General features: G+C 36.0%; 17 protein-coding genes, 3 tRNA genes, 3 rRNA genes and 2 other annotated features. All 23 genes read right to left on the bottom strand.

All coding sequences use genetic code 11. The features are described from left to right. Positions 1-60: 60 nt before the first annotated feature. Positions 61-2,523 (bottom strand): ATP-dependent Clp protease ATP-binding subunit, encoded by a 2,463-nt coding sequence (locus tag ACYUJ6_RS00540; protein ID WP_461843973.1) that lies wholly within the window; start codon positions 2,521-2,523, stop codon positions 61-63. Between the two features lie 19 nt (positions 2,524-2,542). Continuing rightward, complete coding sequence (locus tag ACYUJ6_RS00535) at positions 2,543-3,580, bottom strand: protein arginine kinase (RefSeq protein ID WP_461845399.1); 1,038 nt, start codon at positions 3,578-3,580, stop codon at positions 2,543-2,545. 8 nt (positions 3,581-3,588) lie between these two features. Further along, positions 3,589-4,137, bottom strand: coding sequence for a UvrB/UvrC motif-containing protein (locus tag ACYUJ6_RS00530; protein ID WP_461843972.1), 549 nt, complete (start codon positions 4,135-4,137; stop codon positions 3,589-3,591). A 61-nt stretch (positions 4,138-4,198) separates the two neighbouring features. Further along, the gene (locus ACYUJ6_RS00525) at positions 4,199-4,681 is read right to left on the bottom strand and encodes a CtsR family transcriptional regulator (protein ID WP_461843971.1); all 483 of its coding nucleotides are present in this window, start codon (positions 4,679-4,681) and stop codon (positions 4,199-4,201) included. A 171-nt stretch (positions 4,682-4,852) separates the two neighbouring features. Beyond that, entirely contained in the window at positions 4,853-5,485 is a 633-nt protein-coding gene (locus tag ACYUJ6_RS00520; RefSeq protein WP_461843970.1) for a histidine phosphatase family protein, read from the bottom strand. 91 nt (positions 5,486-5,576) lie between these two features. Next, positions 5,577-5,816 carry a hypothetical protein gene (locus ACYUJ6_RS00515; RefSeq protein ID WP_461843969.1) on the bottom strand — a complete coding sequence of 80 codons (240 nt, stop codon included), beginning with the start codon at positions 5,814-5,816 and terminating at the stop codon, positions 5,577-5,579. A gap of 118 nt (positions 5,817-5,934) precedes the next feature. Beyond that, a complete protein-coding gene (fusA, locus tag ACYUJ6_RS00510; RefSeq protein ID WP_461843968.1) occupies positions 5,935-8,025 on the bottom strand; it encodes an elongation factor G in 2,091 nt (696 codons plus the stop codon). A 189-nt stretch (positions 8,026-8,214) separates the two neighbouring features. Continuing rightward, positions 8,215-8,289, bottom strand: a tRNA-Asn gene (locus ACYUJ6_RS00505). Between the two features lie 57 nt (positions 8,290-8,346). After that, positions 8,347-8,422: transfer RNA gene (locus ACYUJ6_RS00500), tRNA-Ala, on the bottom strand. Between the two features lie 3 nt (positions 8,423-8,425). Beyond that, a tRNA-Ile gene (locus tag ACYUJ6_RS00495) sits at positions 8,426-8,502 on the bottom strand. A gap of 7 nt (positions 8,503-8,509) precedes the next feature. Further along, positions 8,510-8,626: ribosomal RNA gene (gene rrf, locus ACYUJ6_RS00490) — 5S ribosomal RNA — on the bottom strand. A 162-nt stretch (positions 8,627-8,788) separates the two neighbouring features. Continuing rightward, positions 8,789-9,628: a MetQ/NlpA family ABC transporter substrate-binding protein gene (locus ACYUJ6_RS00485; RefSeq protein WP_461843967.1), complete on the bottom strand. Its 840-nt coding sequence runs from the start codon at positions 9,626-9,628 to the stop codon at positions 8,789-8,791. Positions 9,629-9,651: 23 nt separating this feature from the next. Continuing rightward, positions 9,652-10,305: a methionine ABC transporter permease gene (locus tag ACYUJ6_RS00480; protein ID WP_461843966.1), complete on the bottom strand. Its 654-nt coding sequence runs from the start codon at positions 10,303-10,305 to the stop codon at positions 9,652-9,654. Further along, entirely contained in the window at positions 10,306-11,334 is a 1,029-nt protein-coding gene (locus tag ACYUJ6_RS00475) for a methionine ABC transporter ATP-binding protein (protein WP_461843965.1), read from the bottom strand. Positions 11,335-11,410: 76 nt separating this feature from the next. Further along, complete coding sequence (locus tag ACYUJ6_RS00470) at positions 11,411-12,556, bottom strand: amidohydrolase (RefSeq protein ID WP_461843964.1); 1,146 nt, start codon at positions 12,554-12,556, stop codon at positions 11,411-11,413. A gap of 423 nt (positions 12,557-12,979) precedes the next feature. Continuing rightward, positions 12,980-15,875: ribosomal RNA gene (locus ACYUJ6_RS00465) — 23S ribosomal RNA — on the bottom strand. A 734-nt stretch (positions 15,876-16,609) separates the two neighbouring features. Next, a 16S ribosomal RNA gene (locus ACYUJ6_RS00460) occupies positions 16,610-18,120 on the bottom strand. The 16S and 23S rRNA genes sit together here, the layout of an rRNA operon. A 727-nt stretch (positions 18,121-18,847) precedes the next feature. After that, positions 18,848-19,783, bottom strand: a complete 936-nt coding sequence (locus ACYUJ6_RS00455) for a GNAT family N-acetyltransferase (protein ID WP_461843963.1) — start codon at positions 19,781-19,783, stop codon at positions 18,848-18,850. 223 nt (positions 19,784-20,006) lie between these two features. Next, positions 20,007-21,254 (bottom strand): DUF1015 domain-containing protein, encoded by a 1,248-nt coding sequence (locus tag ACYUJ6_RS00450; RefSeq protein WP_461843962.1) that lies wholly within the window; start codon positions 21,252-21,254, stop codon positions 20,007-20,009. A gap of 11 nt (positions 21,255-21,265) precedes the next feature. Beyond that, positions 21,266-22,192, bottom strand: a complete 927-nt coding sequence (locus ACYUJ6_RS00445) for a D-2-hydroxyacid dehydrogenase (RefSeq protein WP_461843961.1) — start codon at positions 22,190-22,192, stop codon at positions 21,266-21,268. A gap of 19 nt (positions 22,193-22,211) precedes the next feature. Then, complete coding sequence (locus ACYUJ6_RS00440) at positions 22,212-23,282, bottom strand: pyridoxal-phosphate-dependent aminotransferase family protein (protein ID WP_461843960.1); 1,071 nt, start codon at positions 23,280-23,282, stop codon at positions 22,212-22,214. Between the two features lie 88 nt (positions 23,283-23,370). Continuing rightward, positions 23,371-23,568: a binding site (T-box leader), on the bottom strand. Positions 23,569-23,649: 81 nt separating this feature from the next. Next, positions 23,650-23,851, bottom strand: a binding site (T-box leader). A 175-nt stretch (positions 23,852-24,026) separates the two neighbouring features. Further along, the gene (locus ACYUJ6_RS00435; RefSeq protein ID WP_461843959.1) at positions 24,027-24,215 is read right to left on the bottom strand and encodes a hypothetical protein; all 189 of its coding nucleotides are present in this window, start codon (positions 24,213-24,215) and stop codon (positions 24,027-24,029) included. Between the two features lie 26 nt (positions 24,216-24,241). Then, positions 24,242-24,427, bottom strand: coding sequence for a hypothetical protein (locus tag ACYUJ6_RS00430; RefSeq protein WP_461843958.1), 186 nt, complete (start codon positions 24,425-24,427; stop codon positions 24,242-24,244). Positions 24,428-24,532 lie beyond the last annotated feature (105 nt).

The raw sequence follows: 24,532 nt of genomic DNA, 5'->3' as shown, positions 1-24,532 counted from the left end.
CTGCTATGCACTTGGATAAGTTTTCCCAGTGTTCAGATGAAAACTTTCCTTATGTGCAAGTTACACCTGAGCCCAAGAATCACTTGAATTCACTTTATTGAAGGATAATTCTTCACCATTTACCACTACTTCTACTTTATCTCCTCTTTTAATATTTCCCTTCAGCATCTCTTCTGAAAGTTTATCTTCTACAGTTTTAGTTATGGCCCTCCTAAGCGGTCTTGCACCATAAGTTATATCAAATCCTTCTTTGGCCAATAACTTTTGAGCATCTTCATTGAAATTAATTTCTATATCTTGAACCTTGAGTCTTGTCGAAACATCTCTTAGCATGAGTTTTACTATCTGTATCAAATCTTTTTTCTGCAACTGGTGAAAAACTATTATATCATCAATTCTATTTAAAAATTCAGGTCTAAAGGACTCTTTGAGCTCTTCCATTATATTATCCTTCATTTTTTCATACTGATTTTCCTGTTCATTCCCATTTGCAAGAGCAAATCCCATAGATCTTTGTTTTCTTATAGTAGATGCCCCCACATTGGATGTCATTATTATTATAGTATTTTTGAAATTTATAGTTTTTCCCTTACCATCCGTTAATCTTCCATCCTCAAGTATTTGTAATAATATATTGAATACTTCGGGATGTGCTTTTTCTATTTCATCAAACAATACTACTGAATATGGATTTCGTCTTACCTTTTCAGTAAGCTGGCCACCTTCATCATACCCTACATATCCTGGTGGAGATCCTATAAGTCTGGATACGGTATGTTTCTCCATGTATTCGGACATATCGATTCTTATCATATTATTTTCATCACCAAACATAGCTTCAGCTAATGCTTTTGAAAGTTCAGTTTTTCCCACACCAGTAGGCCCCAAAAATATAAATGAACCTATAGGTCTTTTAGGATCCTTAAGTCCCACCCTAGCTCTTCTCACTGCTCTTGATATAGACTTAACCGCCTCATCCTGACCTATTACCCTTTTATGGAGAATTGTCTCTAAATTTAGGAGTCTCTGTGATTCCTTTTCAGTAAGCTTTTCTATGGGAATATTAGTCCATTGAGATACAACTGATGCAATTTGTGGTTCTCCCACTATAAGGGTAGATACCTCTTTTTTAGTTTTCCAATTGGTTTTCAATCCTTCTAATTTATCCTTTAATTCCTTTTCCTCATCTCTTAATTTAGCTGCTTTTTCAAAATCCTGAACTCTAATAGAATCTTCTTTTTCTTTAGTTGTCTTTTCAAGTTCCCCCTCCAAATTTTTTAAATCCGGTGGAGCAATTAAATTTTGTATTCTCACTTTAGCAGCTGCTTCATCAATTAAATCTATAGCTTTATCCGGTAAATATCTATCTGTAATATATCTATCTGATAAATTTACTGCGGCATTAATAGCTTCATCTATTATCTTTACTCTATGATGAGCCTCATACTTATCTCTTAAACCTTTCAATATTAAAACAGCCTCTTCTTTATTAGGTTCCCCTACTAGTATAGGCTGGAATCTTCTCTCAAGGGCAGCATCCTTTTCAATATACTTCCTATACTCATCTATTGTTGTAGCTCCAATACATTGTATTTCTCCTCTAGCCAAAGCTGGCTTTAATATATTGGAAGCATCTATAGCTCCCTCTGCTGCTCCTGCCCCTATTATAGTATGGACTTCGTCTATAAACAATATTACATTGCCTGACTTTTTTATTTCTTCCATAACCTTTTTAAGTCTTTCCTCAAATTCTCCTCTATATTTTGAACCTGCTATCATTGAAGAAAGATCCAGTGTAACTACTCTTTTTCCCTTTAAAAGTTCTGGAATATTGGCTGAAACTATCTTTTCTGCCAATCCCTCTGCTATAGCAGTCTTTCCAACTCCCGGATCACCTATTAAACAAGGATTGTTTTTAGTTCTTCTGCTTAATATCTCCAATACCCTTTGAGTCTCTTTCTCCCTGCCTATAACAGGATCTAACTTTCCTTCTCTTGCCATATCCGTTAGATCCCTTCCAAACTGATCCAAAGTTGGAGTAGGCTCTCCATTTTCTTTTTTGATTCCATTTGAATTTGAGGATTGTTCTCCTGAAAGTGCATCTACAAGTTCTTTTCTCAGCTTATTGAAATCAGCTCCTAAATTATTCAGGATAGTAAAGGCCACCCCCTCTGATTCTCTAATTAAAGCAAGTAAAATATGCTCCGGACTAATATAATTATGATTTAAATTTCTAGCCTCAAACAGACTTAATTCCAAGAGTCTTTTTGTTCTAGGCGTAAGCGGTATTTCCTTATTATATAAATCTATTTCCCCTCTGCCTTCATATTCCTCTATGAAACTTCTTACCGCTTCAATAGTGATATTCATATTATTCAAAAGATTTTTAGCTATTCCATCTTCTTTTAATATTCCCAAAAGTACATGTTCCGTTCCCACATACCCATGCTGAAGTGCCTGTGCCTCTTCTTGTGCATAAATCAATACTTTTTGTGCCCTTTCTGTAAACCTTCCAAACATCATAATCATTTCACCTTCCTTTTTATTGAACTGTATTTACAGCTAAATTTTCTCTAACAAGTTTTGCTCTATCAAAGTCTTTTTCACTACTTGATAAATCCTTACCATACTTTTTCTGTATTGCAGCTGATTGTGTATTTACTAGAAGATTATTCAATGTCACTTTATTTACATCTTTAACTATTCCCATCTCAACTCCTAATCTTACATCAGATAAGAGTTTGAGGCATTCATTTGAATTTAAAAGCACAGCTGATCTCAATATACCAAGTGCCCTGTAAATTCTATCCTCTAATTCATTTTTATATTTTTTCATAAGATTTTCCCTGCAAATTTTTTCTTCATTCATAACCTGAATAACTATGGCCTTTAAATTGCTTAATATCTCTTCTTCATTACGTCCCAAAGTCACCTGATTAGAAATCTGATATATATTCCCTACGGGTTTAGAACCCTCGCCGTACAATCCCCTGACAGTCATTCCAACTTGAGCTAGAGCATTTAACAGTCCATTCATTTGATTGTTTAAGGAAAGTGCGGGCAGATGCATCATAACAGATGCTCTCAATCCTGTACCTATATTGGTAGGACATGCTGTTAAATATCCCAGCTTCTCATCAAATGCATATTCAAGATTTTCCTCCAGAAAATCATCTATTTTATCACTTAAATCATATACTTCTTCTAAATTTAGCCCTGATGTTATGCACTGGATTCTTACATGATCTTCCTCATTTATCATAATGCTTACGGTTTCCTTATTGTTAAGAATAAAAGCCGTTTTATCACTGTTGTCTATTAAATTTTTACTTATAAGATGTTTTTCCAAATAAAGCTGCCTTTCATTGTTATTCTTTTCCCATAAATAATTAGTCCTAAATCCCTGTTCAGTATTTGAAGAAGCATAAAATGCATTTTCTACACGTTTAATTACTTCTCTACTTTTTTCTACACTTAATTTGTGAGGGAAAGGAATTTTAGCCAGATTTCTTGCCAACCTCATTCTACTGCTTATAACTAAATCTTCGTCATTATTACAAGCAGTCATCCAATTGTCCATAGCCATAGCTAACCCTCCTTTTTGTCATCTTTATTTTGTTCAGTCTGTACATTAATCTGCTTTATCATATCCCTTATCGTCGCTGCCTTTTCATATTGTTCTAATGATACTGCTTTTTGAAGATCTGCTTTTAATTTCAAAAGTTTTTTCTTTTCAATTATATCCTCACCAGCTCGTTTTGGTATTTTCCCTGTATGATCCAAATTTGCCTGAACCCTTTTAATTATCGGTCCTAAAATACTGCTGAAGCTCTTATAGCATTCACTGCATCCTAAAAGACCAGTTTTCTTAAATTCGCTATAGGAAGTTCCACAATTTTTACAGGATATATCAAAACTCTTATATTGCTCATCATTGGCATTTATCATATAATCCATAATCCCACTCAATATATTCTGAAAACTAAATGGAGATACGAAATCTATCTGGGGTACAAAATTAAGTTCTCCTTTCTCCATAGCACATTTTTCACATAAATTAATATCCTGCTTAGAACCATTTATTATTTTTGTTATATGAACTGTAGCTTCATTTTTCTTACATATATCACAAAGCACATTATCACTCCCATACACATGTTTTAGTCACTTATAATATATTCCCTATTATATCATAAATTTATCTATTAATAACAAATTTAGGTGCATTAAACACAATCACCATAACAGCTTTTAATATATCTGCCCTCAACTTATTTTTATTTTCAAGTGAAACATTTAATACTCTATCATTTACCACAGTCTTCAATATCATATCTTCTCTTTCTGTTATTACTTCTTCCTCAAATAGTCCCTCTATAAGCTGTACAGCAGAATTATAAGTTATACTGTCTCCTATTTTTTCAACTATAGTTTTGAGTAAATTTCTATTGCAGTTAAATTCCATCTTTCTTATAATTATACATCCGCCGCCTCCCCTTTTACTCTCTATATAATAGCCTTTATCAGCAGTAAACCTAGTAGTTAAAACATAGTTTATCTGAGAAGGAGCACAGCTAAAATGGTTGGCTAAATCATTTCTTCCAATCTGAAGTTGAGTTTCATCACTGTTATTAAACATATCTTTTATAAATTCTTCTATTATATCTGATAATCTTGCCACTTCATCACCTTCTTGACTTTGACTTTCTTTGACCTTTATTTAATAATATTATTAACTTCATTTTTAATCAACTCTTGTATTCATCCACATTAAGTATTTTACAGTTAAATACTTAATATACCTAACATTTTATCCATTTTTCTAAAATATACTCTAATTTTATTTCTTTAATCATACTGTTTCTATTTTTTCTACATCTCCTAAATGTGATGAATCCCCGTATAATATAACAGTAGCTTGTCCATTTTGTATATCCACTTCACTTAGACTTGCCTGATGAACATGGGGTGTATCCCAAAATTTCTCTAAAGGCCTATCCTCAAAGTATGACATTATAATCTTTAAAGTTATAGTGTGAGTTACAAATAATACATTCTTGCCTTCATATTTGTTTATAACCTCTTTTATTAAAGGTATTATCCGTGCTCTTACCTGCTCAAACCTTTCACCATTATCCGGCTCATAAACTTTGGGGTTAGTCCAAAAATTATGAAGCTGCTTTGAATTTTTCTCTTCAATTTCTTTTTGATTAAAGCCCTCCCATTTTCCCAAGTCTATTTCCATAAGCCTATCATCTTTTATTATTGGTATATTTCTTTGGCCTGCTAATATCTTTGAAGTTTTTACTGTTCTACCTAATGGGCTGGAATATATTACACTAAAATCTATATTTTCCAGCCTTTTTTTTAACAGATTGGCTTGTTGAATTCCTCTTTCAGTGAGCGGTGAATCCTTCCTGCCCTGCATTCTCATTTCAGTATTCCATAACGTTTCTCCATGCCTTGTTATATATAATTTAATCATACATTTCTCCCCTTATTAAAAAGTTGAATATACATTTACAATATGGTCCTTATAATTTTTTATTATAACATATAAACAATACTTTTTTAATCTAATCCATATTTTTAAACGCCTTGATACAATATTTATTTCCAGCATAAGCTTTATTTAAACTGATAATGAATCTTTTATTTTTCAACATGCTGCATATGATTTCCTCATTTTTATTTTCATCATCATTTATTTCTATAGTTAAATTATCATTTTCTCCTATTATGGACATATAATCATATATGCTGCTGTAATCCTCCAAATCAATCTTTCCTTTTATATTCATTTTGTATTCAGACATAAATTATCTCCTCAAATAAATAATTATTTATGAAATTATTATTTATTTTAACCACTAGAAATATACATAAATTAAAGAAGCCGCCTCCAAATTTTATCTTGGGGCAGCTTCTTTAATTTTATTCTTCTTTAATCTTCACTTTATTCTTATTTTCTATTATCTTATTGACCTCAGAACTTGGTACTTCCTCATATCTCTCAAACCTCATTGTAAAATCTCCTCTAGCCTGAGTCATAGATCTTAAATCCGTAGCATATTTAAACATTTCAGCTTGAGGTATTTCAGCTATTATTACCTGTTTTTCCTCAGAACTCTCCATTCCCAGTACTCTTCCTCTTTTTTTATTGATATCACCGATTATATCTCCCATATAATATTCAGGCACGAATATTTCTATATGTTCAATTGGTTCTAATAATATAGGTTCTGCTTCTAAAAGTCCCTTCTTATATGCTAAGGAGGCAGCTACCTTAAATGCCATTTCTGAAGAATCTACAGGATGATAGGAACCATCATGCAGGGTGGCCTTTAATCTTATTACGGGATAACCAGCCAGAACTCCATGATTAATGCACTCCCTCAATCCCTTTTCCACTGCCGGTATATATTGTCTTGGCACTACTCCCCCCACTACTTTATCTACAAATTCCAAGTCATCTTCTCCGTCACTTCTTGGTTCAAATTTAATTTTTACATCACCATATTGACCATGTCCACCTGATTGTTTTTTATGTTTTCCCTGAACGTCTGAAGTTTTCTTTACAGTTTCTCTATAAGGTACCTTGGGCTCTTGCAGAATAACTTCTACACCAAATTTAGATTTTAATTTACATGATATTACATCAATATGTGTTTCGCCTAAACCCCATATTATTGCTTCCGCATTTTCTATGTCTCTTGATATCTTAAAAGTAGGATCTTCTTCTATTAACTTATTTAATCCACTTAATATTTTATCTTCATCATTTTTAGATTTAGGTAAAACTGCCATTGAAATTACCGGCTGGGGAAAATTAATATCTTCAAATATTATAGAAGATTGAGGATAACATAAAGTATCTCCCGTATTTGTAAATTGTAGTTTAGCTACAGCACCTAGATCCCCTGCTGTTATTTCAGAGGTAGGAATCTGCTGCTTGCCCTTTAAAAAGTACATGACACCTATTTTCTCATTTTTATTCTTTTTAACATTATATACTGTCATATCAGATTTTAACTTTCCTGTTATAACTCTGAATAAGGATAATTTTCCTACAAAAGGATCTGCTATAGTTTTAAAAACAAAAGCCGAAAAAGGTTCTCTTTCATTTATTCTCACACTAAGTTCAGAATCATCCTCTATATTTTTGGCATTAACCAACTCTAAATTTTCAGGTGAAGGAAAACATTCAATTATATCTTCAATTAAGGTTTCTATCCCTATTCCAGTTAAAGCAGAACCACACATTACAGGCACCACCTCACCTTTTGAACATCCATTTATTAGTCCCGTATATATATCCTCATCACTTAAAGTACCTTCGTTGAAGTATTTGTCTAAAAGTTCTTCGTCTGTTTCTGCTACAGCTTCCATAATCATGTTTTTACATTCATCTACTTTTTCTAAAATATCTTGTGGTATATCTGCCTCTATCATGGATTTACTTTTGTTGTCAAATATTCTAGCTTTTCTTGATATTACATTTACAACGCCTCTAAAACCGTTTTCTTTACCTATTGGATATTGAACAGGTACCACAGATATACCAAACTTTTCTTTTAACTCCTCCAGTACTTTGCCAAAATCGGAGTTTTCCCTATCCAATTTATTTACGTAAAAAGCTCTGGGAAGATTATCTCTATTCACATAATTCCAGGACTTCTCAGTTCCTACCTGAATCCCAGATACACCTGACACAACAATCATAGCTATATCAATGGCTCTTAATCCTTCCATAGTTTCTCCTATAAAATCAAAATATCCCGGCATATCAACTAAATTTATCTTTACATCATTATGCTCACACGAAGCTACTGATGCAGATAAAGATATTTTTCTCTTTTTTTCTTCAGTGTCATAATCGCTGACAGTATTTCCATCTTCAATTTTCCCAAATCTATCTATAGCCTTTGTATAGTAAAGTATTGCTTCTGTTAATGTAGTCTTTCCGGATCCACTATGACCAATGATCCCCACATTTCTTAAATGCTTTGTTGAATATTTTTTCATAAGCAATTCCTCCTCTTACTTTGCGCTTAATTATATATTCTACTTATAAATTAAAATCCCTTCTAAAATCAAGTAAATTTTCGCAATAATTTGATTATACTTAATATACTACACATAACAATAGACAAAAAAATAAACTAAAAGTCAGCACGACTTTTAGTTCTCTTCTAAACTATCTATATAATTAAATGGCTCCGTGGAGAGGGCTCGAACCTCCAACCCTTCGGTTAACAGCCGAATGCTCAACCATTGAGCTACCACGGAATAATTCACACAAAACATAAATTTCTATAAAAAACGAGTAACAAATTGTTACTCATTTGGTGGAGATAAAGAGATTCGAACTCTTGACCCTCTGCGTGCAAGGCAGATGCTCTCCCAGCTGAGCTATACCCCCGTATGGTGGACCTTCAGGGACTCGAACCCCGGACCAACCGGTTATGAGCCGGTTGCTCTAACCAACTGAGCTAAAGATCCATATATTACCTGGCGATGACCTGCTCTTCCACAGGGCCTCCCCTGCAGTACCATGGGCACTGTGAAGCTTAACCTTCCTGTTCGAAATGGTAAGGGGTGTTGCCTTCACGTTATTACCACCAGATATTTTTTCATTTGCACTACAGTTTAATATTATACTGTGTTTTTGATTGATTGTCAATACCTTTTTAAAATAATTTTTTCTTATTGGAATAGCCAATTAGAAAAGAAGTTTTATAAACCTTCTTTTCTAATTGGTATAATATAATACTAGGAAACTTTATATTTATTTGAGATCACCTGGCAAGACCCAATATCCTTTAGAATTATTTGCCTTTAAATAGTTTTTAAATTCCTGTGATTTATAAGCTTTTACTATATCCTGTGCCCATTTTGCATTTTTATTCTTGCCATCTACTGCAACAGTTATATAAAGATCATCTACAAGCGTCTCAGAGAGAAGTGCCTTAGTTGCATCTATCTTTGCCATATACACAATAGCTCCTGGAAGCACTGCATAATCTGCTTCATTAAGAGAACGTGGTATTTGTGAAGAATCCATTTCAACTATTTTAAGATTATATTTATTTTCTGCTATATCCTTTTGAGTTGCAAGAGTTTTTACTACCCCCTCTTTTATCTTAATCCATCCAGCTTTTTCAAGTAGTGAATAAGCTCTTGCCGCATTTGATGGATCTTTAGGAATAAATATTGTATCTCCTTGTTTGACCTCATTTATTGATGCATGTTTATTAGAAAAAATTCCTGCCCTTACTGTGGGAATTTTTACTATGGACACAAGGTCTGCCTTCTTTTCCTTGTTATATGCCTTAACATAAGCATTGTGCTGTGCAACATTAAAATCCAGACTTCCTTCTGTCAATGCCACTTCTGATTGAAGAAGATCCGAGAAATTCACTAGTGTGACTTTATAACCTTCTTTTTCAAGAATCGGTTTTACACCTGCATTAAAAAGATCATTGTAAGGCCCTGGAGAAACCCCTAGTTTTATCTCTTTCTTTGTACTGGAATCCGCACCATTCTTTGATCCGCATCCCGCCAAGCCTACTGCCGATATAAATACAATCAGTAATGCTATAGTAGGTTTTAGTATTTTTTTCATCATTATATTTTCCCCCTTAAAATTTTTTAATGTCTTCTAACTTTTCTAGAAAGCGTATTGCCTATTGTTTGTATAAGTTGAACAAATACTATAAGCAGGATTACTGTAATAATCATTACTTCAGTATCAAATCTCTCATATCCATAGGATATCGCTACATCTCCTATTCCTCCCCCACCTATAGTTCCTGCCATTGCAGTAGCTCCTACAAGCCCTATTGTTGCAGTAGTAAGTGACAGAACAAGTGAACCCATAGCCTCTGGAAGTAAAAAATACCATATTATCTGAAAAGATGTTGCTCCCATTGCTTCTGCAGCTTCTATAGTTCCACTATCCACTTCTAGAAGTGAGTTTTCTACAAGCCTGGAAATATACGGAATAATAAAAACGGTAAGAGGTACCAATGCAGCACTTGTGCCTATAGATGATCCAACTATAAGTTTAGTAAAAGGTACTATTGCAACCATCAAAATTATAAAAGGCAGAGAACGAAATATATTTACAATAGGATTCAAAATATTGTAGAGATATTTGTTCTCTAATATTCCTCCAGGCCTTGTTGTCACCATTAATATTCCTAAAACGGTTCCTAAGACAGACCCTATCAACAGAGGTATGAAAATCATATATAAGGTCTGCAGTATTGCTGTGTAAATCTGAGACATATCTATGGTCTGCATTTATACCACCTCCTCTACAAAAATATTCTGTTTTTTAATATAATCACTGATTTTTTTAACTAAATCACAATCACTTTCAAATTCTATTATCATATTTACCATAGGTGTATCCTGAAGCTCTGTTACACTTGCATTTAGGATATTTATTTCAATATCAAATTTTTTTGTTATTATGGATATCATTGGTATCAATGCAGAATTCCCTATAAATTTCAGTCTTAAAAGTCTTCTGCTTTTTACATCTTGCTTATTATTCTCAATAAGCTTTAATATGCTTATGGGAATATCATCATTAGTTACACTATAAACAAAATCTTTTGTAACTTTTTCCCTTGGATTTCCAAATACATCTATTACACTTCCCTTTTCAATTATCTTACCTTTTTCCATTACAGCCACTTTATTGCAAATTTTTTGTATTACATTCATCTGATGAGTTATTAATAAAATTGTAATATCATATTCTCGATTTATCTTTTTTAAAAGTTCAAGTATTGATTCAGTTGTTTGTGGATCCAAAGCCGATGTAGCTTCATCACATAAAAGTATATGAGGATTTGTTGCAAGTGCTCTTGCAATACCCACTCTCTGCTTTTGTCCACCTGATAGTTCATCAGGATAACTTTTTGATTTGTTTTCCAGTCCTACAAAGTTAAGAAGCTCTTCTACCCTTTTTAATATTTTATTTTTAGGTGTATGATCAAGCACTAATGGAATCGCCACATTATCAAATACAGTCTTAGAATTCAAAAGATTGAAGTGTTGAAATATCATGCCTATTTGCTTTCTAATATTTATAAGCTGCTTTTTATTGAGTTTTCCAATATCCTTTCCATTAACTATTACAGTTCCAGAAGTGGGCCTTTCAAGAAAATTAACCATTCTTAAAAGTGTACTTTTTCCTGCTCCACTAAATCCTATAACTCCATATATATCTCCTTTGTCCACATTTATATTTATCCCTTTCAGGGCTTGAATTTTTGTCCCATTTTGATCAAATGTTTTGTATACATCTTTTAAATCAATCACTTAAGGAATCCTCCTTACTACTTATTTTTCATTTTAAAAAACCAGTGCTAGCAATAGCATCCATGAGATAAGGTACTTAACCTTTTTTTATTACAATCAGTGCTTGCTCCGCAAGGTTCCTAAAATATTCTGAGCTTTTTAGGAGGGCGGACTCATCTGCTCTAAATTTGGGACTATGAAGAGACTCTCCTATCCCTACCCCTATATCTACAAAAGCACCCGGCAACTTTTTCTGATAATAGGCAAAATCTTCTCCCCCAAGTTTAGGAGGTATAATTTTCACTTTATAACCAGTATCCTTGGCAACCCTAATTGCCACTTCTGTCCACGCTTTATCGTTATTAGTTGCCGGAGGTCCTTCATACCATCTGAAGTCAGCCCTGGCACCATAAGACTTGGCAATATTTTGTGCAAGTGTTTTTATATTCCTTGGTATCAAACTCCTATCTTCTTCATTAAGTGTTCTCACTGTACCCTCAATATAAGCCTTCTCAGGTATTACATTCCATGTATGTCCGCTTTCTATGTGAGTTACGCTCACTATTGCAGGATCAAAAGGATGAATATTTCTACTTACAATTGTCTGTAATGCCATTACTATATTTGAAATAACAACTATAGGATCTATACCTAAATCAGGATGTGCTGCATGTGTGCCTGCACCTGTAACTTCAACCTCAAATCTATCAACAGCAGCTGTCAGGGCACCTACATTTGTTCCAAGTGTCCCTACATCCAAATCCGGAGCGGTGTGTAAGCCAAATATTGCCTGAACGTTTTCCAGAGCCTTAGTTTTAATAATTTCCTCCGCACCATGGCTAGATTCTTCAGCAGGCTGAAATAGAATTTTAACAGTTCCCTGAAGATTCTTTTCATCTCTTTTTAATAGATATGCAGCTCCAAGTATAGTTGTCATATGAAAGTCGTGACCACAGGCATGCATCTTACCCTGATTTTTAGATTTATATGACAAATTTGTTTCTTCAGTAACAGGTAAAGCATCTATATCCGTTCTTATTGCAACTATAGGCCCCTCTTTTTTTCCTTTAATTTCAGCTACAATACCTGTTTTTAGTGGTAAATCAAGTATATCTATATTGGCTGCTTTAAGAAGCTCAGCCAATTTATCTGTGGTATTATATTCTTCATAAGATAATTCTGGTGTCTGATGAAAGTATTCAAATATTTGTTTCAATTTCTTCTCAAATTCTTTTTGTGACATAATAGCAAGACTCCTTTTTTACAATAAAAAAAGGCCTTCTCCCTTAAAAAGGGACGAAAGCCTTCGTGATATCCACCCAACTTCATATAAACCTCACGGCTCATACCTTATAAAGTACTTCAAATTAATTGATAATACTCTACCATTATAACGTATGGTAACGTAGAAGCCTACAATATCAACTTCTAAACTCCAAGTGCAAATTCAGAAAACCTCTCATATCCATTCACATCATCCAGGACTCTCTTTAATGATACAGTTAACTTACTTTTCTCTTCACAGTACTATAATTCATATTATACTACACTTTCCATTTAAGTGCTAATATTTTATGAAATTTTATCATTATTTTTGCATACTATTTCATAAGAATTAACCTATATCCTCTGAAAATTGCACAGTAAATATTTATCCATATTGTTTTTGGTCAAGCCCTCGACCTATTAGTATCAGTCAGCTTAACATGTTGCCACGCTTACACCTCTGACCTATCACCTTGTGTTCTTCAAGGGGTCTTACCAGCTTTCGCTGTGGGAAATCTTGTCTTGAGGGGGGCTTCACACTTAGATGCTTTCAGTGTTTATCCCTTCCCGACTTAGCTACCCAGCTGTGCTCCTGGCGGAACAACTGGTTCACCAGAGGTCAGTCCATCCCGGTCCTCTCGTACTAAGGACAGCTCCTCTCAAATTTCCTGCGCCCGCGACGGATAGGGACCGAACTGTCTCACGACGTTCTGAACCCAGCTCGCGTGCCGCTTTAATGGGCGAACAGCCCAACCCTTGGGACCTACTTCAGCCCCAGGATGCGACGAGCCGACATCGAGGTGCCAAACCTCCCCGTCGATGTGAACTCTTGGGGGAGATCAGCCTGTTATCCCCGAGGTAGCTTTTATCCGTTGAGCGATGGCCCTCCCACGAGGTACCACCGGATCACTAAGACCGACTTTCGTCCCTGCTCCACCTGTATGTGTCGCAGTCAGGCTCCCTTATGCCTTTGCACTCTCCGAAGAATTTCCAACCCTTCTGAGGAAACCTTTGTACGCCTCCGTTACTCTTTTGGAGGCGACCGCCCCAGTCAAACTGCCCACCTAACATTGTCCCGTTGCCAGTTTCATGGCACCCGGTTAGAATTCCAGTACTGTCAGGGTGGTATCCCAACATCGACTCCAAAATGGCTGACGCCACTCCTTCCATGTCTCCCACCTATCCTGTACAGACAATACCGAAATTCAGTGATAAGCTACAGTAAAGCTCTACGGGGTCTTTCCGTCCAATCGCGGGTAGCAAGCATCTTCACTTGCATTTCAATTTCGCCGGATTTGTTGTCGAGACAGTGCTCAAATCATTACGCCATTCGTGCGGGTCGGAACTTACCCGACAAGGAATTTCGCTACCTTAGGACCGTTATAGTTACGGCCGCCGTTTACTGGGGCTTAAGTTCTTACCTTCGCATTGCTGCTTAGTATTCCCCTTAACCTTCCAGCACCGGGCAGGCGTCAGCTCCTATACTTCAGCTTTCGCTTTAGCAGAAACCTGTGTTTTTGATAAACAGTTGCTTGAGCCTTTTCTCTGCGGCCTCTTTCGAGGCACTCCTTCTCCCTAAGTTACGGAGTCAATTTGCCGAGTTCCTTAACAACAATTCTTCCGATGGTCTTAGGATTCTCTCCTCACCTACCTGTGTCGGTTTGCGGTACGGGCACACATAAATTCCATAGAGACTTTTCTTGGCAGTGTGATATCAGATACTTCTCCTTTCGGATTCCCCATAACAGCTCGCAATTGAATACATGGTTTTCCCTCTGTATTCTCACTCACTGCTTAGACATACCTCCAACAGTATGCACATCCTATCCTCCTGCGTCATCCCTTCTGGTCTTTTTCATCTATATGCGGTATCGGAATTTCAACCGATTGTCCATCACCTACGCCTTTCGGCCTCGGCTTAGGTCCCGACTTACCCTGAGTGGACGAACCTTCCTCAGGAAACCTTAGGTTTTCGACCAATAAGATTCTCACTTATTTCTCGCTACTTATGCCAGCATTCTCTCTCCTGTCCTGTCCACCGCTCCTTCCGGTACGGCTTCTCCCTGGACAGCATGCTCCTCTACCGCTCTTTCAAGCCCACAGCTTCGGTGGTAAGTTTTAGCCCCGGACATCTTCGGCGCATGACCTCTTGACTAGTGAGCTATTACGCACTCTTTAAATGAGTGGCTGCTTCTGAGCCAACATCCTAGTTGTCTTAGAGATCACACTTCCTTTTCCACTTAACTTACACTTCGGGACCTTAGCTGGTGGTCTGGGCTTTTTCCCTTTTGACCACGGATCTTATCATTCGCAGTCTGACTGCTGAGATTCAAGTTTATGGCATTCGGAGTTTGATAAGGTTCAGTAACTGTTGTCAGCCCCTACCCCATTCAGTGCTCTACCTCCATTACTCACTCTCAACGCTAGCCCTAAAGCTATTTCGAGGAGAACCAGCTATCTCCGGGTTCGATTGGAATTTCTCCGCTATCCACAGCTCATCCCATGGTTTTTCAACACCATTGTGGTTCGGTCCTCCACGAAATTTTACTTCCGCTTCAACCTGGCCATGGATAGGTCACCCGGTTTCGGGTCTACAACATACAACTTCTCGCCCTCTTCAGACTCGGTTTCCCTCCGGCTCCATACCTTAAGTACTTAACCTTGCTGCATATCGTAACTCGCTGGCTCGTTCTACAAAAAGCACGCCGTCGTACTTTATCGTACTTCGACTATTTGTGGACACACGGTTTCAGATTCTATTTCACTCCCCTCCCGGGGTTCTTTTCACCTTTCCCTCACGGTACTTCTTCTCTATCGGTCACCAGGTAGTATTTAGCCTTGGGAGGTGGTCCTCCCTGCTTCCCACAAGGTTTCTCGTGTCTCGTGGTACTCTGGTTCAGGTCTCGCAGTTCTTCCTTTTCACTTACAGGGCTGTTACCTTCTGCGGCTCAACTTTCCAGTTGTATTCAATTAAGTCTTCCCTGCTTTTATGACCTGACCTCAACCCCAGAAACAAGTTTCTGGTTTGGGCTCTTTCCCTTTCGCTCGCCGCTACTTGGAAAATCGATGTTTCTTTCTCTTCCTCCGGGTACTTAGATGTTTCAGTTCCCCGGGTCTGCCTCTGCATATCTATTTATTCAACATGCAGTACCCAGCGTTGTCTGGGTGGGTTTCCCCATTTGGATATCTCTGGTTCACTGGCTATTTGCGCCTACCCAGAGCTTTTCGCAGCTTATCGCGTCCTTCTTAGGCTCCTGGTGCCAAGGCATCCTCCATGCGCCCTTTGTAGCTTGACCTTTAGTTTTAAAATTGCCATTAACTTCGTCCAGCTGCGTCAAATACCTCACTCCGGTACTCATTTACACTAGTAAACTCCGTTCCTCCTTCGGTATTTTCCTTGCTGTACTCGTTACTATCAATTTTCTTAAAAATTACTATCAGCTTCACAATACTGCGTTAAAACCTTCCCTCCGGTGCTCATTTACATTAGTAAACTCTGCTCCTCACTCAGGTTTTTCCTTGTCTTGTCCGCTGCTATTAATTTTAATTACATTGGTTCTCAGTTATAACCTGCGTCATAACTTACAAATAAGTATAAACTAGTTATACTTATATACTACAAAGGTTATTTCTAACCTTAGCTTTGTTTCTAAAATTGATATTAACCTCACATTTCTGCTCGTTACTACCAATTTTTATTTCTTATTTACTGTGCAATTTTCAAAGGACAAATTTTTTTCAATTCGCAGTGTACAATTTGCACTGCACAATTGAATTAAAGAATTCAACTGTCAATTCTTAATTGTCAACTGACTTATGATCCTTCAAAATTAAACAGAATAAACAGGATTACCTTACATAGATTAAACCATTAAAAATCGCTATTAACTTCGCATTTCTTCGTCAAGTCTTTCACTGTGGTGCTCACTTACACTAGTAAGCTCTGCTCCTCGCTCAAGCCTTTCCTTGATCTGCTCATTACTACCAATTTTTTTAAGACAATCATTACAATCATCTTTCGACTCCCTAGAAAGGAGGTGATCCAGCCGCAGGTTCTCCTACGGCTACCTTGTTACGACTTCACCCCAATCACTAACCCCACCTTCGGCCGCGTCCTCTTTCGTTAGACTACGGACTTCGGGTGTTGCCAGCTCTCATGGTGTGACGGGCGGTGTGTACAAGGCCCGGGAACGTATTCACCGCGACATGCTGATTCGCGATTACTAGCAACTCCAGCTTCATGCAGGCGGGTTTCAGCCTGCAATCCGAACTGAGAGTAGTTTTTGAGGTTTGCTCCACCTTGCGGTCTTGCGTCTCGTTGTTCCTACCCATTGTAGCACGTGTGTTGCCCTGGACATAAGGGGCATGATGATTTGACGTCATCCCCACCTTCCTCCGCGTTAACCGCGGCAGTCTTGTTAGAGTGCTCATCTTACTGTTAGCAACTAACAACAGGGGTTGCGCTCGTTGCAGGACTTAACCTAACATCTCACGACACGAGCTGACGACAACCATGCACCACCTGTCTCCCTGCCCCGAAGGGCTTCTCTTATCTCTAAGATATTCAGGGGATGTCAAGTCCAGGTAAGGTTCTTCGCGTTGCTTCGAATTAAACCACATGCTCCGCTGCTTGTGCGGGCCCCCGTCAATTCCTTTGAGTTTTAATCTTGCGATCGTACTTCCCAGGCGGAGTACTTATTGTGTTTACTGCGGCACAGAAGGGGTCGATACCTCCTACACCTAGTACTCATCGTTTACGGCGTGGACTACCAGGGTATCTAATCCTGTTTGCTACCCACGCTTTCGTGCCTCAGCGTCAGTTACAGTCCAGAGAACCGCCTTCGCCACTGGTGTTCTTCCTAATCTCTACGCATTTCACCGCTACACTAGGAATTCCGTTCTCCTCTCCTGCACTCCAGACACCCAGTTTGAAATGCACTGCCCGGGTTAAGCCCGGGTATTTCACATCTCACTTAAATGTCCGCCTGCGCACCCTTTACGCCCAGTAATTCCGGACAACGCTTGCCACCTACGTATTACCGCGGCTGCTGGCACGTAGTTAGCCGTGGCTTCCTCATCTGGTACCGTCATTATCGTCCCAGATGACAGAGCTTTACAATCCGAAAACCTTCTTCACTCACGCGGCGTTGCTGCATCAGGCTTTCGCCCATTGTGCAATATTCCCCACTGCTGCCTCCCGTAGGAGTCTGGACCGTCTCTCAGTTCCAATGTGGCCGATCACCCTCTCAGGTCGGCTACGCATCGTTGCCTTGGTAGGCCGTTGCCCTACCAACTAGCTAATGCGCCGCGGGTCCATCTCAAAGCGGATTGCTCCTTTAAAGTACCATCCATGTGAATCATACTTGTTATGCGGTATTAATCTCCCTTTCGGGAGGCTATCCCCCTCTTTGAGGCAGGTTACCCACGTGTTACTCACCCGTCCGCCGCTAATCCACTCCCGAAGGAGCTTCATCGCTCGACTTGCATGTGTTAAGCACGCCGCCAGCGTTCGTCCTGAGCCAGGATCAAACTCTTAATTTAAAAGTTTATATGGCTCTGTTTAAAATTGCCATTAACTTCGTCCAGCTGCGTCAAATGCTTCATTCCGGTGCTCATTTACGTAAGTAAACTCTGCTCCTCATTCAGCCTTTTCCTTGCTGTACTCGTTACTGCCAATTTCAGGCTTATTGCCTCTTTAGAAAATTAATACTAACTTCGCATTTCTTCGTCAAACCCGACCCTGCGGTGCTCATTTACTTAAGTAAACTCCGCTCCTGGCTCAAGGTTTTCCTGGAACTGCTCGTTATTATTAATTTTAGATACATTACGCTAAGTATGTATAACATCATAAATGATGCTTTACTACTGAACATAACATACAAAATATTACGAAATTACTTTCTTTGCTGCTGCTGCAGCTCAAAAGAATTGCTGGTTTATTCTTATATAAGTTTTCCTTATATTTTATTCTGTTTAATTTTCAAGGATCATCTTCAATTACCTGCCATCTCTTTAGACAGCTTTTATAGTATATCATCTGTATTTCTCTTTGTCAACATGTTTTTAACCTTATTTTTTCAGGATTTAAAGTTTGTTGATTTGAGCTGGTACTGCTGACTTCTTCTTGAAGACAACAAAATTTATTATACCACAGATTTAGTTTCTACAATATATATGTATCTTCAAATTATAGCTTTATTTTTTACTTTCTCATATATTCTGTCAGTTCCTAACTCTTACATATGTGGACACGCAAGGATATGTTTATTTAAATAGAAGTAATTTTATAGAAAGTTATATGATCTCTCCATCTTCCATTTATAAATAAGTATTTTTCATTTACTCCAAGTTCTTTAAATCCACAACTTTTAAGCACTCTTTGAGATCTCATATTATCTACCAAAGTAGAAGCTTCTACTCTATGCAGATTTAGTTCATTAAAAGCATAATCTAAAACTAACTTCAATGCTTCTTTCATGTAGCCTTTACCCTGCTCATCTTCATCTATAGAATATCCTATAAATGCACTTTTAAATACCCCTATTACTATATTTGAAATTTGTATCTTGCCTATAAACTTCTTATTTTTATATATACCAAAATTAGCATTTTTACCACATAAAAATTGTTTGTAACTTTCCATCAGATTTCTTTTTTGCATTTCCAATGTATAAAAACTCTTCTCACGCTCTGGTTCAAATTTGCTTAAGTGCATCTTGTTTTTTATATAATAATTCAATGTATCCACTGCATTTTCCGGAGTCAATATAGAAAGTGTTATGTTTCTGCCTTTTATGTGTAATCCCCTATTTATATTTTTAATTTTGTCAAAGTCTAATCCAAACAATATTTCATTTTTGTATTGGGAATCAACCTTTATACTCCTTGATATTATACCTTCAAGTTCAAAACCCAAATCAGTGAATGCTGATATATTTATATCTTCATGTGCTATTATATTTATTTTATTTAAATCAACTTTTCTAAGAAGCATTTGTACAAAACCTTCAATGGTATTTTTAAGTAACTTATAGCTGCACTCCCCCCATTTATAAAATTTTATCCTGAGCATACCATATTTATTTATAGTGGAAAGTTCAATCATAAATATTCTTCCTATAGTAATACCTAAATTATCTCTTATTATATATTCACTATTGCTGCCCTTAACTAAATCAATGGATACAAGTTGTTCCTTCAGCATTCCCATCGCTCCCAATTGTACATTATAACAATACAAACCACCTAAAATTCAAACTTTTTCAATGGGATACGGTTATATTAAATTTATTATCCCAAGACTTAAATTTAAGTATAGTTTCAAGTATATTATATCATAAAATCAAGGATAAAATATTCCATCTAAAACACAAAATCCCCGTGAAAATCACGAGGATCCTATTGCAATAAAATCTTAAAATTACTATTTACTTTAATTTGTGAATAAATAACCCACTTCTTAATTTTGGTTCAAACCAGGTAGATTTGGGAGGCATTACCTTTCCAGCATCTGCAATATTCATTAGTTCTTCTAGAGTAGTAGGATACATAGAAAAAGCAACTCCCATATCTTCTTTTTTTACTCTCTTCTCTAATTCGCCAAGTCCTCTTATTCCACCCACAAAGCTAATCCTTTCATTTGTACGCGGATCATTTATTCCTAAAATAGGGGCTAATAAATTATTTTGGAGAATAGATACATCTAATTTATCAACAGGATCATCACAATTGTACGTTCCCTTCTTTGCAGCAAGTTTATACCATTTTCCGTTTAAATACATGCCGTAGGTACCCTTATAAAATGGCTTATACGCCCCCTCTCCTTCATATACATCTACATTAAATTTTTCTGAAACCTTGACTATATATTCCTCAGATGAAAGGCCATTGAGATCTTTAACAACCCTGTTGTAATCTATAATGTTCAAATCCGAATGTGGAAAAAGTACAGATAGAAAGAAATTAAACTCCTCATGTCCAGAATAATTTGGATTTTCTTTTCTTCTTTTAATACCTACTTTTACAGCAGAAGCCGCCCTGTGATGTCCGTCTGCTATATAGAGACTGTCTATATTTTTAAACAAATCACAAATGTTCTTTACTGTTTCATCACTGTCTATAATCCATACCTGATGCCTGACTCCATCATCAGCAGTAAAATCATAAACAGGTTCTTTCTCAGTCCATATATTTATTATATTATTAATTTTATCATTATATCTATAAGTTAAAAAAATTGGTCCTGTATTTGCATCACAAATATCTACATGATTTATTCGATCCTGCTCTTTGTCTTTCCTTGTATATTCATGCTTTTTTATTTTATTCTTAATATAATCATCTATGGAAGTACATCCAACTATGCCTGTTTGGCTTTTCCCATTCATTGTTAATCTATAAATATAAAGATTGTTTTCCTGGTCTTGTACCAATATATCGTTAGCAATCATTTTATTTAGGTTCTCATTTGCTTTTTCATATACTTTTTTATCATACGGATTTATATTCTTATCCAAATCAATTTCAGCTTTATCCACATGCAAGAAAGAATAAACATTGTCTTTAGCTATTTCCCTTGCTTCTTCACTGTTCATAACATCATATGGAAGTTCAGCCACCTTACTGGCCATATCTTTTCTAGGCCGTATTGCCTTAAAAGCTTTTAGGACTGCCATTTTATCCCTCCTTATACATTGATTAAATTTTTATCTAAACAATATCTATCAATTATATTCACTATTTCCATTCCTATTCTTTTTTGAGCTTCAACAGTTGATCCTCCTATATGAGGCGTTACTGAAACCCTGTCATTATCTACAAGTTGTCTGCAAGGTTCAGGTTCATTCTCAAACACATCTATTCCTACCCCTGCTACTTTTCCCTCATTCAATCCAGCAATCAATGCTTTTTCATCTATTACACCACCTCTTGCACAATTTATTATATAAACTCCATCTCTCATCATATCAAGTTCTTTTTCACCTATTACAGCACCCTGCTTTTTGTCAAAGGGAATATGAAGTGATATATAATCTGCTTTCATCAACAGTGGCTGGAACTCACAAAACTCATAATTGTTATATCCTTTTGCCATACCAAGTTTATCATAATATATTATATTCATTCCCATGGCATAAGCTCTTTTTGCAACTTCTTTTGCAATTCTTCCAAAACCTATGAGTCCTAATGTCTTACCATATAATTCTACTCCCTTATATTTCTTTTTCTCCCACTTTCCATTTCTCATGGTTACATTAGATATATTAACATATCTTGATATTGCAAACATATGGGCTAATGTCAGCTCTGCAACTGAAATAGTGCTGGCATTAGGAGTATTTTTAACCATTATTCCATTTTGAGCTGCATAATCTACATCTATATTGTCTACTCCTACTCCAGCTCTTATTATAAGTTTTAACTTTCCACCTTTAGCTGCATCTATAAGCGGCTTTCTAATTTTAGTTGCAGATCTTACTATTATAATATCAAATTCTTTTATTTTTTGTTTTAATTCTTCATCTTCAAAATGTTTATCTAAAACCTCGTATCCATTTTCTATAAGCTTATCGAAAGCATTTTTTTCCACTCCATCACTAACTAATATTCTCATGAGTATCAAATCCTCCCCATTATAATTTTAATATATAATTAATAGTATCTAAAAGTTCTTTTATATCAGAAATATTGAAGTCAGCCATATGAGCTATTCTGAAAGCTTTTTCCTTTAATTTTCCGTAACCATTGGATATTTGAAATCCTCTCTCGCCCAAATCCTTGTTTAATTGACCCACATTTATATTCCTGGTATTTTTTATATTAGTAAGAGTATTGGAAAGATATCTTTCATCCGCAAACAGTTCAAAATATTCTCTAGCCCAATTTCTGACATACTCAGCCATCTCCAAATGCCTTTTATATCTATTTTCAAGCCCTTCTTCCAGTATTCTATCCAGCTGATAATCCATAGCAAACATATGTGAAATGGATGGTGTTGAAGGATATTGATAATCTTTCTTTTGTATATAATTATAAAGGGAAAGCAAATCTAAATAATACCCCCTGAACTTTACTTTTTTAGCTCTTTCCACTGCTTTCTGTGAAAAAGAACATATTGCCATTCCCGGAGGAAGTCCTAAAGCTTTCTGGCTGGATGTTAAACATATATCTACACCAAGTTTATCTACTTCTATCTTGACACCTGCCATGGAACTAACTGTATCCAAGCACCATACAACTTCAGGATATTTTTTCATTACTTCTGCTATATCCTCCACTGGATTCATAACCCCTGTAGAAGTTTCATTATGAGTAACACAAAGCGAATCATATTTACCTGTAGCTAAAGCTTTATCAATTTTATCTACATCTACAGCTTTTCCCCAATCCTCTTCAAATAAATCTGCTGGTACATTATTGCATTCTGCAATCTGATGCCATCTTTTTCCAAAAGCACCTATTGAAAAAATTGCTGCTCTTTTTGCCGTACTGCATCTTATTGCACCCTCTAAAAGACCTGTTCCCGAAGATGTTGAAAGTAAAATTTCTTCTTTTGTATGAAACACCTTCCTCATTTTATCGCTAATATCTCTTTGAAGTTTTGAAGCATCTTTACTTCTATGTCCTATCATTGGCGTTGCCATCTTTTCTAATACATCTTTTTTCACTTCCACCGGACCTGGAATAAATAATTTTTTATGCATATCTCTACCTCCAATAAATTTATGTTTAATAGTTCACAGTTGTACATCGCTAAAGTTATAGTCATAAAATAAAAGTCAATCCAATCCCCTTAGGGACGATTGACTCGCGTTGCCACCCTTATTAATTATACAAAAGTATAATCCTCTCATTTAATTTAACGGTTTTCCGTATTATTCATCATAATAATTCTCCAAGATGGATTCACAAAAGTATCAATATCAGTTCACACCAACCACTGATTCTCTTTTATTTAACTTATGCTACTATTCTTTTCATTGAGTAATATTAAATTTTAAACTACAGCTATAGCAATTAAAATTAATGTTTTTGTACAAAATTGTAAAATAAAAGAGCCAATCCAATCCCTACAGGGACGATTGGCTCGCGTTACCACCCTTAATTGATTATACAAAAGTATAATCCTCTCATTTGATCTAACGGCTTTTTTCCGTATTATTCATCATAATAATCCTCTGAGGTGGATTCACAAAAGCATCGGTATCAGTTCACACCAACCACTGATTCTCTTTTACCTAACTAATGTTACTCTTCTCTTCATAAGATAATATTAAATTAATTTATTTAGGATTTGTTAACTATTATATGATTTAACTTTGGATATGTCAATACTTATTTCAAATATTTATATTATTTATTTTATAGGACTGCAGGAAGCTTATTTTTCATTTACCAAAATAATCTGAAAACTATTTAGTTGTAGAAATAATCTATTTTTCTTTAAATTAAGATTGATCCGAACCCGCCAACACCTTATCATAAAGATCCTTTACACATTTCCCATCTTGTAAATTTCTACAATTGGTACAGCTTTTATAATTAGCTTCTCCGGTACTGGACTGAAATCCAAAATCATCTGGCTCGTACCCGGGACATAAACCACCAACATGTTTCATTTCCTGACTGCTTGACATTAATACTACTCCTTCCATTCTTAAATTTAATTCATATTTACTATTCCCTCAATTTCATCAAATAACTTTTTACTGCATTGCTCATTTACAAAATTCACACAATTACTGCAGCTATTTGAAAGATAACTGGCCTTTAATCCAACTGTATAATTTTTAGATTCATACTCTTTACAATTTTCTGCAACAATCATCTTATCTTGAATTGAAATCATAAAACTCACTCCTGAAAAATATTGTATTTTTAGTATTTCCAAAATTAAAAATTTAATTCTAAAAAAGCCTCCAAAATTAAAAATCGCTGGAGGCTTTCAACACAA

Source organism: Clostridium sp. JNZ X4-2 (genome assembly GCF_054889485.1).
This window is presented reverse-complemented; position numbering and strand designations above follow the sequence as displayed.